This is a genomic window from Bacillus sp. FSL H8-0545, from assembly GCF_038006105.1.
Lineage (GTDB): Bacteria > Bacillota > Bacilli > Bacillales > Bacillaceae_G > Bacillus_A > Bacillus_A cereus_U.
Map to the genome: position 1 here is coordinate 65,087 of NZ_JBBOUO010000003.1, position 12,091 is coordinate 77,177.

A 12,091-nucleotide genomic window follows, 5' to 3' on the forward strand; every position below is an offset into this window, starting at 1 on the left:
ACATGAGCTTAGCTTGATAGCGATGTGGTGCTACCCCAATAAGGATTCTGCAACAAGAACTAACAATAATAAATCGTTATAATTATTGTATAACTCAACTAGTTTTACACGTATCTCGTCTGAACCCCTTCTATTTTTTTGACCCAAAAACACATCTCATGCCAAATTTAGTAACTGCATATGTGGTAGAGATCTTACGAATCGTACCTTCAGGAAAATCACCTATTCTTTTACGTAAAGTAGATGAATCTATTCCCCATTCTTCGCAAGCTTCAGTGCTACTCATAATTTCATTATTTGATAAATCAAGATCTCCCCAGTTTACATCCCTAAAAGGAAAATCTTCCATGTTATACAGTAATTCATCCAATATTATCTTCTCATCACCCTTAAAAACTATAAGATTATTTATATTAGAATTCTCCCATGAAATTTCCAACTCTTCCACACTTAAAAATTCACTATCTGCTAAGCCTTTAAAACTTTTTTTGGGGTTCTCCCATGTTAGATAATAAAGACCTTCCCTTACTTTAAATATAGCTAGATCCCATGTTTTTTCTGGATTCATTCCTTTATAAATTCTTTCTGCAATCATTCGTTTTCTCTCCTTAACTTTCACGTTTGCGTGATTTGTAGTCCTATTATATCACGCAAACGTGAAAGTAGAAGTCTTTTTTATAAAAATAAAATATTAATTTTTGTTTGTAATCAAGTAACTTTGCACGTATCTCGTCTGAACCCCATAACGAAAACATTGTTATATCAAGGGATTTTACCTTAACGTACAGAATCTGCGAAATGTTGGTGCTACCCCATCACCATCAAGTTAAGCTTATATAAGTTTAATTTTACGTAGAATTTTTTCTTTTTTCTAAAGGTCCAGTGTAAGTTCTTTAAAGATTTGCATACTAAATAAACCCTATTGGGTTTCAATTTTTTTGATTATGCTACATGATTGTGAGACATAGTAAAGTCATATACGACGCCTAAGATATCAAAGACTGTTTTCTTCTTGTACCGGTGAGATTTTCTCCCGTTTTTCTCTAAAAGATAAAACAAACGCAGTAAAACTTTTAATAATTCATGGATGCCCTTCTGTAATCCTTCATAAAACAATAGATAATAATTCTTTATCATATAGATGGATTTGTATTCACTTAGCTCTTTCTTTTTCTTATCCAAGAGTAACTGACGCATTTTGAACATCGTCGATGAACAAAGTAAAATACTAATGAGTTGTCCATATAAATGGCATTCTAAACGCTCTTTCTTGATTTCTTTGCACTTGTTAATTTGAAAGAAAGATTTCCATGTTTTGAACAAGATTTCAATTTGCCAGCGTAATGAATACAAGTCATGGATATGTTCCGTTGGAACATTTTCTGCAGAAAGATTCGTTATATACACGTTGATTCCACTCAACCTTTTACTTCGTTCTTTGTAGGTAATACCTTTCTTCTTTTCTTTTTTGGCTTGTTCCTTCAGTCTTTTCTCTGTTTGTTCTTTTGTTAATCGATGAATAATAACACGAGCTGGTATTTTTTGATACTGCCCAATGTATGCTTCTGAAATCTCCATTGTTTGACCAGGTGACAATTGATTCATGAGTTCTTCCATATCTAACTGAGTAAATAGTGTTCCTTTCTTCACGGTCCCATTTCGAAAATACTCTGGATTATCATTCTTACGATAGATTCGAGAATTTAATTTCAAACGTGAGACATAGTAGGCTTCCTTTTCATGGATCTTTTGTAAATCATGTAAGTCGAAATACCCTAAATCTCTTATGCACAAGTCTTTTGGTTGCATGGCTTGTAGACTTATTGAACCAAAAGTTTTATCATTTTCTCTTCCTTCTCCTACATAAACGTGCAGGAACTTTCCACTCAATAGGTCATACTCCAATTGAATTTTAACTCCTGCCGTATGGCTGCTTCCACCCGAACCTTGATAATGTGAAGAAAACTTATCTGGAAGCTGAAATGTTGTAGAATCTAGAAACCGAATGCGCTTGAATATCGCAGTATATTGATGAATCATTTCTTGTGTTGAATGGATTCTTTGAGTTAAAAGGTTAGCTAGAACTTGTTCAAGAAACTGTACTGCGGAAACATTAAATCGTTGATTAAGTCCTTCAGGACTGATAAGAACACCTGTAGATACTTCAAGGCAGCTACATAATTGTGTGAGTGATGTACTTGCGACCTGTTGACTAAGCCATACACATAAAGCAACTAACTCCTGTGCTTGATATTTACTCTTTCGCTGAACGAATCCTTTTTCTTTGGCTAGGTGTTCTAGAACATGAGGAGACATATGTCGTTGTAATTCTTCAGCAATCAGCTGAAGTTCATCAAGAATCGAAAGATTCATAAAGAAACGCCATCCTTTCTGAGCTAGCTTGTTTAGAAAGAATAACGTTTTTTTATACCTGGGGATAGTGAAAACTTCGCGTCTTTCTTACAAACATCGTGACTCTATTTCAAATTCACAGTTTTCTGTTCTTTTTAAGGAAACTAAATTGGATATATATGTTAATATAGAGAAGGAATTGTAAAGAAACGTACTTAAGATATCGCATGCAGAAGGATATATAGTGAGTATTAGTTATGGTCATTGGGAAAGTTCTTTTTAATTAATATAAGTTATATATGGAATAAAGAAACATAAATTTCATAATATTCTACTTTAGCTTTTGACACAGATTTATCAAAAATAGTTTCAAAGGAAGGGAGTTACTTTGAAAATGAAAATAGCAAAACCAAAATCTAAAAGTGTATGGAAAAAAAGGATGCTTATATCCCTTATAGTAGTTTTCGGATTGGCTCTTGTGGGAGTCAGTTATTGGAATCTTTCACCAGCTCCAAAGGCATTTTTGATTAAAAAAGCTTTTGAAGGAGGAACATTTGTTCAATCGGATAACTATGACAATGCCTTAAAAGAAACAAGAATCGTTAGAGATATCAATTATAAATCTAAATTTCCAGATGGAACATTGGACATCGTTTATCCGAAAAATCATACAGAAAAAACTCCTGTTATTTTTTGGGTACATGGAGGTGGATTTGTGGGGGGAGATAAATCAGATATTACTGGATATGCGGTAGAATTAGCTGCTCGTGGTTATACAGTGGTGAATATAAACTACGCTCTTGCTCCTAAAAGAGAATATCCTACGCCAGTACTCCAACTAGGTGAAGCTTATGAATACATAAAAGAAAATGTAAAGAAATATGACTTAAAACTAGATCGTGTTTATTTTGCAGGAGATTCTGCTGGAGCACAAATATCTGGTCAATTCGTTAATATTCAGACATCTGAAGAGTATGCAAAATTAACAAAGATTGACGCTATTGTTGATCCGTCTACAATAAAGGGCGTACTGCTATTTTGCGGTCCATATAATATGTCTGAATTAGCTAAGATAGAATCAACTAAAGAAATACAAGATTTTATGCGTACCACTGGTTGGGCTTATTTGGGCAAAAAAAATTGGGAAGGATCATCAGAAGTAAAAATAGCTTCGATTTTAAATCATGTTACAAATAATTATCCACCAGCATTTATCACAGATGGGAACACTGGATCATTCGAAGAGCAAGGTAAAACATTGGCTTCTGCTTTACAAAGTAAAGGAGTGCCTGTAGATAGTCTTTTCTTTGATAAAAATATTTCTGGTGAGTTAGCACATGAATTTCAATTTAAAATGAATACCCAAGCAGGTTTAGAAACCTTTAACAAAGTTCTGGAGTTTTTAAGTGAAAATAAATGATACGTTTAGGGATACCGTCACATCGCTATCAACCTAAGAAAAGCAAATACCCCAAAACGATAAATAAGCTTTTTCGTTACAAGAAAGCCTAAAAATTTCGTTCTGGGGGTGTAATAAAACTTTAGCTTGATGGGCATGTGGTGCTACCCTATCGCTATCAAGCTAACAAAACAAAATACCCCCTAAAATAAAAAAATACGCTATTCTTTCTGTAGAATCATAGGAAAGGATAACGTCTTTTGTGCTTTATGGATAGTGTAAAATCTTAGCTTGATAGCGATGTAGCCGGACCTCTAAAATAAACTATTTTGGCTCAATATTAATATTTATTTTCAGTTATTAGGTGGAAAAACACTTACTGGTATGTCCGACTTATACAATTGCTCTAATACCTTTTGATCTTTACAATATACTTTTGCATAACCATATTTATTTACTAAATCGATTCTTACAAAAATTGTTTCTTCGGTATTGCACCACCACTCAAAATATTTATCTGAAAATGATTCTCTCTTAATTTTATTTAAAGCTTTTGTTTTTTTAAACTCATCAATTTCACTAATTTTAGCCCCACGTTTTAGCCAAGTTTTATGCTTATTAACCATATAATATTTAATTGCATCATCGTCTAAAAATTCTTCTATATTGTCAGCTCTAATGAAAAAACGTCCCATGCAGAAATCATATATTTTCCCATCCTCATCAATACAAGGTCCAAAATCTCCTGCATAATGATAATCCATACATTGAACATAGTATTTTCCGTTTTCTTTTTCAAAAAATTTAAGTTCATATTTTTCTTCAAATTCATTGAAGAAAAACATATCCATTCGGAAACCTGTATAAAATCTTTCACCAATTTTATACCAAATGCCACCAAATGATACTTGAAAATCAATTACTTTATCAAAAATGGGTATTCCTTCATTGGCAAATATTCTTTTAATTTCATCTATATTTTTAATTGTATCAACTTTCTTACCAGATAATATCATGTCATTTACTGTCTCAGATAAGATTTTTTTCTCCATACTTTTAATACCCTCCATATGAATTTTTGTTACGAATTTTATAACAACTATTCTTTAGTTTATATATTATACATATTAACTCTTTTGACTATCTGCATAAAGGATATAGGCCAATAAAAAATCACTTCTCGTTCTCAATTTTTTCATTTTGGGGTATTCGCTTTTCTTAGCTTGATAGCAATGTGGCAGTACCCCAACTAGAGCATGGCGATTTTTCACATTATTTCTAGCAAGCTCCAAAAGCCCATAAATTGCCCCTTTATTGAAGATCAATGCCTAAAATCCCATAAGATCCTTTACATGTTTAGCGTTCTGTTTAGATGTTAGTTTTTCGAGTAATAAAAATGCAACATCAAAAGCTGTACCTGGATTTGAAGATGTAATAATATTTCCATCTTGAACAATTAAATCATTTTGTACTATTGCACCGAAATTCTTTAACTGCTCTTTTCGTTTACTCGTTGGATGACTGTATGTGGTAGCTTTTTTACCTGTAAGAATTCCACTTTTACCAAGCGCTAATGATGCAACACAAATACTGGCAATAGGCTTCTGCTTGGCATAAAAATGTTGAATAACATGTAAGAATTCTCTACTATATGCATCTCGATAAAAACCAGCTTCTTCAAATCCTCCTGGAATAGCTAGTGCGTCAAACTCATCTAATTGAATATCATCAACTGTTTTTTCAGGTATGACAGTAAAATTCCAAGTACAGGTTAATTTATTCCGAAGACCAACTGTTACAACCTCGGTTGATCCATCTCCCTCCCATTTATTCCAACCTAGTACATCTGTAAATACACTAGCTTCTACTGCTTCAAATCCGTCAGCTAATAATAATAAAATCTTTTTCATATCGTAAATCGCCTCCTAATATCCATATTTTATACAAATATAGAAGGCTGATAAATAAGTTTAATAAGGATATTCGATTGTTTGGCTTTATTATATAAAGAATTTAGTTTATTCTAGTTTATAAAAAAAGGTTGGATAATTTATGGATCAAATTGATAAAAAAATCGTGGGATTATTACAGTCAAATGCAAAAATTTCAATGAAGGATTTAGCAGAAGCCGTTCACTTATCTTCTCCGTCAGTAACTGAGCGAGTACGGAAGTTAGAGGAGCAACAAATTATTGAAGGTTACCATGCACATGTTTCTCTAAAAAAAATAAACCGTCCAATTTCTGCACTTATATTGTTTAAATCAAAGGATTGTAAATCATTAGCTAACTTTTGCTATAATCATCCAGATGTACTTGAATGTTACAGAGTAGCAGGGGAAATTAGCTATATTGTCAAATTAGCAACATATTCAGTAGAAAGTTTAGAACAATTTATTGATGATACAATGCAATATGGTACGCCTTCAACGAATATCGTGTTATCTTCTTATGAAAAAAAAATAATTACTCCCTTTATTAGTGAAGAATAAAAATACTGGCCTAATCAATTAACTATTGTTTACTCAATAATCCTTAATCCTTTAAAAATAGCCCTGATTTTTCTGACTTGTATAAAAAAATCAGGGTCTCTAATCATTTTTATCGTTCTGGGGCATTTATTTTTCTTAAGTTGATGGATATGGGGTATCGCCACATCGCTATCAAGCTAATATTTTAAAGTACCTCCAAAACGAAAAAACGGTATTCTTTCTATCTAAGATGTAGGAGGAGTATCGTTTATTTTTATAAATGTAAAAAACTTTTGACATTTATAACAGAATTATATAAACTAAGAATGTAAAAAGTTTTTGACAAAATCAGGGGTGATGTTCATAAAAATGGAGAACATAATTCGTATTTTACGTAAAGAGAAAAAGCTTTCCCAAGACGATTTAGCTAAATTATGTCATGTTTCAAGACAAACGATTAATGCGATTGAGAATAACAAATATGATCCTACATTGGAACTTGCTTTTAATTTAGCTAAATCCCTTGGTGTAACGGTTGATCAATTATTTATTTATAAAATCTAGATATGGAGTAGAGGCAAATGAAAAATGGAATTAATATCTTATTTACTTGTTTATACATTGTGATTATGGGGTTACTTGCTTTTGAATGGTATGAGAAACAACAGATTTCTATAACCTCGTTATTTGTAGCAACAATCATTTTGCAATCATTATTTATGAAGAGAATTTTGAAAGGTAAAAAAGAGAGCGAGAATTTTATTGATGAAATGTTTTTACATATCAGACAGAAAAGCTTATCAATTTGTTGTTTTGTAATGTATGTATTAACTTTAGGTACTTTATTTTTATCAGAAGGAACATGGAATTTTAGCCATATGCATAATAAACCGTTAATTTTTCTGGTTTTCTTATATCCTATCGTTTACCAAATAAGTCATATATTCGTTTCAAGAAACAACTCTTAATAGACTATTTAAAAGTGGGAAAAAACGCTATTCTTTCGGTATAAGTTCAAAACGAGAGAATGGCGTTTTTGTATGTCTATTTCTGTATCAGATGAATTACAACTATTTGCTCAAGAAATTCAAAATTTCTTATCTCCAAATTTCTTACGAAATCTTGCTAGAGATGTTGGTTTTGTACAACGAACCAGTAAGTATCAAGCACAAGATTTAGTAGCTTTATGTGTATGGATTAGTCAAAATGTTGCTAAAACCTCTTTAACTCAGTTATGTAGCTGTTTAGAAGCGTCAACAGAAGTGCTCATCAGTCCTGAAGGACTGAATCAACGATTTAATGCCACAGCCGTGCAATTTCTACAACAAGTGTTAGCCGAACTTCTCAACCAAAAGTTATTTTCAACTAAGCTGCCCTCTTCTCCATACACTTCTATGTTCAAGCGTATTCGTATCCTAGATTCAACTGCGTTTCAAATTCCCGATGTATTTTCATCTGTTTATCCAGGTGCAGGAGGATGCAGTCATACAGCAGGGTTGAAGATTCAGCTTGAATACGATCTATTAAGTGGACAGTTCCTACATATCCATACAGGTCCAGGTAAACAACATGATCGAACCTATGGTTCTCTGTGTGTCCCGACTGTGAAAGCGAATGATTTATGTATCCGAGATTTAGGTTATTTTCACTTGAAAGATCTTCAACATATACAAGATAAAAAGGCTTACTATATCTCTCGTATTAAATCAAATACACGTATTTATCAAAAAAATCCCACCCCTGATTATTTTCAAGATGGAAGGATCAAGAAAGGTACAGAGTATATACAGATAGATATGGAGGTCTTAATGAACTCTCTTCAACCAGGACAAACATGTGAAATATCCGACGCTTATGTAGGAATGACTGATAAAGTACCAACTCGTGTAATTGTTCATCGGTTAACAAAAGAACAACAACAAAAACGATTACAAGATCAAGCTGTAAGAGAAAAAAAGAAAGGAATGAAGTATTCTCCGCGTAGCAAACGACTCAGTGGCATCAATGTATATATGACAAACACCCCTACAGATATTGTCCCAATGGGACAGGTACATGACTGGTATTCTTTGCGTTGGCAAATCGAAATTTTATTTAAAACGTGGAAGTCATTCTTTCAAATTCATCATTGTAAAAAGATAAAACCAGAACGATTAGAGTGCCATTTATATGGTCAATTGATTGCCATTCTACTCTGTTCTTCTATCATGTTTCAAATGCGCCAATTGCTCCTCATGAAGAAAAAAAGAGAGCTTAGTGAGTATAAAGCCATATATATGATTAAAGACTATTTTCTTCTTTTATTCCAAACTATACAAAAAAACGCCCAAGAGCTATCAAAGGTGTTACTTCGCCTGTTCAATCTCCTACAGCAAAACGGGCGGAAATCTCATCGATATGAGAAAAAAACGGTCTTTGATATACTAGGTGTCGTTTACAATTGTACCATGTCTGATAATCAAGCCGCTTAATTCAAAAAAGTGAAACCCGTTAGGGTTTATTTCGTATGCAAATCTTTCAATCAACTACACTTGCCCTTTAGAAAAAAGAAACAATCTCGCCTAAAATTGACTTTGCATAGGCTTAGCTTGATAGCGATGTGGTGCTACCCCTTACAGAAAATGTCTTAGAGTGGGTTTTATGTCGCTTTTAAATAAAGTCACGGTGTTTATAAAAAAGACGCGATGTTTTGAATAAAGTCGTGACGTTTATAAAAAAGTTGGGATGCTTTGGCCTTGTGTATCTGTTTATCTAAAGGTGTGTTTTTATAGTGAAAAGTGAAAATAAGATCTGAACTGAAAGGCGGATTAAGGAATTGTTGAGTAGCAATAAAGTTACTCAACTAAAGGGCAGATTGTAAAGTAAGATTGTACAACTAACTCGGAGGTTAGAGAAGGATTTCACGATACTTAAATAGAATTTCTCACTAATACTTCTAGATGATTTATTGGATAGATTCTCTTTATTTTATGAGTAATAAGATATATTACATGAGTACTAATGAGATCAACAAAAATCTGAGGTGTCTAAACATGGGTTTTTATTTTAAAGAATGTAAGCAAAGTGATATTGGGGAATTAATCCAAAGATATGTTAGTACATTAAGTTCTCCTATTGATTCCGTTTTAGAGGAGCACATTCTCAATTCCGTATTTTATACAATCAATTACAATTCTGAAGTTGCAGGTTATTATGCCATTCATAGTAATCAGTCCCTAACACAATTTTATTTAGATTTATCATACTATAATGAGTCCCAAGAGATTTTTAACAATGTTCTTAGGGATTATTCAATTCAGTCAATACTGGTTCCAACATGCGACGAACTTTTTTTAAGTTTGGTATTAGATCATGATTATAAGATTGAAAAACAAGCTTACTTTTTCCAAGATAACAAAGTGGAAATTCCAAAGGAAAAATTATTTAAAGATGGGGAACTCAGAGCTGCGGTTCCTAGCGATGCTCCAAAAATAACTGAGGTATGTCAGGATTTCATTGGAAAAGTGGAGGAACGTATTGAAAATAGGGAAATATTCACCTACACCAAAGGAAGTATTCTGCTTGGAATAGGGATTATAGAAACAAGTAAGTTACTCGACAGATATGGAAATGTGGGCATGTTTACAAATGAACAATACAGAAAAAAAGGAATAGGCAGAACGATAATACATCATTTAAAGGAATGGTGTTATGACAATAATCTAAATCCGATTTGCGGTTGTTGGTATTATAACGCTCCCTCGAAACAAACGTTAGAAAGTGCTGGTATGGTCTCTAGAACAAGATTATTAAATATTAGAGTCCTATAGATTTTTAAATGATTGAATTTATAGCAATCTTAAGTTATTCAAGAATCGGGCGCTTTAATGGAATAAGGATCACAAAAATTATCAAACTTTTTTATAAAAGGATGATTCAATTGAATATAGAAAAAGCGTGTTTTGATCAAATTATTTTTCAAAACACGCTTTTTCTATTTATTCTTTTATCAAGGTCTATTAAGTTAATTTAATCAAACTTTATTCAAAAGCTACATTCACAACATTTGTATTAAAAGTAATATTCCGAAAGACATCCCAATAGATTAAACCTGTTATTGAAAGTAAACTTCTGGGTAAAAGTTTACATTGGATTTTTGAATCATTTATAACTAATTTTGCAATAAACTTCTCAATATAGATATAGGGGGCCTGCCACATAGCTATCAACCTAATAAAAAGAAGTGCCCCCTAAAATGAAAAAATACGTTATTCTTTCTGTAGAATCATAGGAAAGGATGGCGTTTTTTATGTCTGTTTCTGTGTCTGACGAATTACAACTATTTGCTCAAGAGATTCAAAGCTTTTTATCTCCAAATACCTTACGGAATCTTGCCAGAGATGTTGGTTTTGTACAACGAACCAGTAAGTACCAAGCAAAAGATTTAGTAGCTTTATGTGTATGGGTGAGCCAAAATGTAGCTATGACTTCTTTAACTCAGTTATCTAGCTGTTTAGAAGCATCAACAGAAGTACTCATCAGTCCTGAAGGACTGAATCAACGGTTTAATAAGGCGGCCGTCCAACTTTTACAACACCTACTAGCCGAACTACTAAGCAAAAAATTGGCCGTATCTATGCCGATTTCTTCTCCATACACTTCTGTTTTCAAGCGTATTCGTATTTTAGATTCAACTGCATTTCAACTCCCGGATGTATTTTCATCGGTTTATCCAGGTGCAGGAGGCTGCAGCCATACAGCTGGGATAAAAATTCAACTTGAGTATGATTTGTTAAGTGGACAGTTCCTTCATATTCATACAGGTCCAGGTAAACAACATGATCGCACTTACGGCTCTTTGTGTGCCCCAACTGTGACAGCGAATGATTTATGTATCCGAGATTTAGGTTATTTTCATTTAAAAGACCTTCAATATATACAAGATAAAGAGGCCTACTATATCTCTCGTATCAAGTCGAACACACGTATGTATCAAAAAAATCCTAACCCTGATTATTTTCAAGATGGAAGAATTAAGAAAGGCACAGAGTATATACAGATAGATATGGAGACGTTAATGAACTCCCTTCAACCAGGACAAACATGTGAAATAGCTGATGCTTATGTAGGAATGAATGATAAAGTGCCAGCTCGTGTAATTGTTCATCGATTAACAAAACAACAGCAACAAAAACGATTACAAGATCAAGCTGTAAGAGAAAAAAAGAAAGGAATGAAGTATTCTCCTCGTAGTAAACGACTCAGTGGTATCAATGTATATATGACAAACACCCCTACAGATATTGTCCCGATGGGACAGGTACATGACTGGTATTCTTTGCGTTGGCAAATCGAAATTTTATTTAAAACGTGGAAGTCATTCTTTCAAATTCATCATTGTAAAAAGATAAAACCAGAACGATTGGAGTGCCATTTATATGGTCAGTTGATTGCCATTCTACTCTGTTCTTCTATCATGTTTCAGATGCGCCAATTGCTCCTCATGAAGAAAAAACGAGAGCTTAGTGAGTATAAAGCCATATATATGATTAAAGATTATTTTCTTCTTCTATTCCAAACTATACAAAAAAACATCCAAGAGTTATCAAAGGTGTTACTTCGCCTGTTCAATCTCCTACAGCAAAACGGTCTTTGATATATTAGGTGTCGTTTACAATTGTACCCTGTCTTATAATCAAGCCGCTTAATTCAAAAAAATGAAACCCGCTAGGGTTTATTTCGTATGCAAATCTTTTAATCAACTACACTTGCCCTTTAGAAAAAAGAAACAATCTCGTCTAAAATTGACTTTGCATAAGCTTAGCTTGATAGCGATGGGGGCCTGCCAACAAAACGCGAATTTCATACGCTAAGGAATTATTAGGTGGGTGT

10 protein-coding genes and 1 pseudogene are annotated in these 12,091 nt (G+C 33.1%); 7 read left to right on the forward strand and 4 right to left on the reverse strand.

The window, feature by feature from the left end; translation table 11 throughout:
* Window positions 1-130 precede the first annotated feature (130 nt).
* Both MHI07_RS28160 and MHI07_RS28165 read right to left on the reverse strand, forming a co-directional pair.
* On the reverse strand, window positions 131-595 hold the full coding sequence (locus MHI07_RS28160) for a helix-turn-helix domain-containing protein (protein WP_098270702.1): 465 nt from the start codon (window positions 593-595) through the stop codon (window positions 131-133).
* 347 nt (window positions 596-942) lie between these two features.
* Window positions 943-2,373: an IS4 family transposase gene (locus tag MHI07_RS28165; RefSeq protein ID WP_340827193.1), complete on the reverse strand. Its 1,431-nt coding sequence runs from the start codon at window positions 2,371-2,373 to the stop codon at window positions 943-945.
* 373 nt (window positions 2,374-2,746) lie between these two features.
* Between MHI07_RS28165 and MHI07_RS28170 the strand changes: the two genes are divergently transcribed.
* The gene (locus MHI07_RS28170; protein WP_048517123.1) at window positions 2,747-3,772 is read left to right on the forward strand and encodes an alpha/beta hydrolase; all 1,026 of its coding nucleotides are present in this window, start codon (window positions 2,747-2,749) and stop codon (window positions 3,770-3,772) included.
* A 332-nt stretch (window positions 3,773-4,104) separates the two neighbouring features.
* Here the strand turns inward: MHI07_RS28170 and MHI07_RS28175 are convergent, their stop codons facing one another.
* A complete protein-coding gene (locus MHI07_RS28175; RefSeq protein ID WP_016128568.1) occupies window positions 4,105-4,803 on the reverse strand; it encodes a hypothetical protein in 699 nt (232 codons plus the stop codon).
* Between the two features lie 276 nt (window positions 4,804-5,079).
* Window positions 5,080-5,661 (reverse strand): DJ-1/PfpI family protein, encoded by a 582-nt coding sequence (locus MHI07_RS28180; RefSeq protein WP_328007643.1) that lies wholly within the window; start codon window positions 5,659-5,661, stop codon window positions 5,080-5,082.
* A 142-nt stretch (window positions 5,662-5,803) separates the two neighbouring features.
* On the opposite strand from MHI07_RS28180, the gene MHI07_RS28185 reads away from it, so the two are divergent.
* The 6 genes and pseudogenes from MHI07_RS28185 to MHI07_RS28210 all read left to right on the forward strand — a co-directional run bounded on the left by MHI07_RS28185 (window position 5,804) and on the right by MHI07_RS28210 (window position 11,907).
* Window positions 5,804-6,241, forward strand: a complete 438-nt coding sequence (locus MHI07_RS28185) for an Lrp/AsnC family transcriptional regulator (protein ID WP_340827194.1) — start codon at window positions 5,804-5,806, stop codon at window positions 6,239-6,241.
* A gap of 348 nt (window positions 6,242-6,589) precedes the next feature.
* The gene (locus tag MHI07_RS28190) at window positions 6,590-6,784 is read left to right on the forward strand and encodes a helix-turn-helix transcriptional regulator (protein WP_002204176.1); all 195 of its coding nucleotides are present in this window, start codon (window positions 6,590-6,592) and stop codon (window positions 6,782-6,784) included.
* Between the two features lie 17 nt (window positions 6,785-6,801).
* The gene (locus tag MHI07_RS28195; protein WP_002146677.1) at window positions 6,802-7,188 is read left to right on the forward strand and encodes a hypothetical protein; all 387 of its coding nucleotides are present in this window, start codon (window positions 6,802-6,804) and stop codon (window positions 7,186-7,188) included.
* 72 nt (window positions 7,189-7,260) lie between these two features.
* Window positions 7,261-8,691: an IS4 family transposase gene (locus tag MHI07_RS28200; protein ID WP_340827195.1), complete on the forward strand. Its 1,431-nt coding sequence runs from the start codon at window positions 7,261-7,263 to the stop codon at window positions 8,689-8,691.
* 561 nt (window positions 8,692-9,252) lie between these two features.
* Window positions 9,253-10,029: a GNAT family N-acetyltransferase gene (locus tag MHI07_RS28205; protein WP_340827196.1), complete on the forward strand. Its 777-nt coding sequence runs from the start codon at window positions 9,253-9,255 to the stop codon at window positions 10,027-10,029.
* A 479-nt stretch (window positions 10,030-10,508) separates the two neighbouring features.
* Window positions 10,509-11,907: pseudogene (locus tag MHI07_RS28210) on the forward strand (IS4 family transposase).
* The last annotated feature ends 184 nt before the right edge of the window (window positions 11,908-12,091 follow it).

Bases quoted from the DNA above. Each gene is read 5' to 3' on its own strand.
- MHI07_RS28195 (WP_002146677.1), top strand. From the start codon at position 6,802: ATGAAAAATGGAATTAATATCTTATTTACTTGTTTATACATTGTGATT.
- MHI07_RS28170 (WP_048517123.1), top strand. From the start codon at position 2,747: ATGAAAATAGCAAAACCAAAATCTAAAAGTGTATGGAAAAAAAGGATG.
- MHI07_RS28165 (WP_340827193.1), bottom strand. From the start codon at position 2,373: ATGAATCTTTCGATTCTTGATGAACTTCAGCTGATTGCTGAAGAATTA.
- MHI07_RS28175 (WP_016128568.1), bottom strand. From the start codon at position 4,803: ATGGAGAAAAAAATCTTATCTGAGACAGTAAATGACATGATATTATCT.
- MHI07_RS28185 (WP_340827194.1), top strand. From the start codon at position 5,804: ATGGATCAAATTGATAAAAAAATCGTGGGATTATTACAGTCAAATGCA.
- MHI07_RS28180 (WP_328007643.1), bottom strand. From the start codon at position 5,661: ATGAAAAAGATTTTATTATTATTAGCTGACGGATTTGAAGCAGTAGAA.
- MHI07_RS28200 (WP_340827195.1), top strand. From the start codon at position 7,261: ATGTCTATTTCTGTATCAGATGAATTACAACTATTTGCTCAAGAAATT.
- MHI07_RS28205 (WP_340827196.1), top strand. From the start codon at position 9,253: ATGGGTTTTTATTTTAAAGAATGTAAGCAAAGTGATATTGGGGAATTA.
- MHI07_RS28160 (WP_098270702.1), bottom strand. From the start codon at position 595: ATGATTGCAGAAAGAATTTATAAAGGAATGAATCCAGAAAAAACATGG.
- MHI07_RS28190 (WP_002204176.1), top strand. From the start codon at position 6,590: ATGGAGAACATAATTCGTATTTTACGTAAAGAGAAAAAGCTTTCCCAA.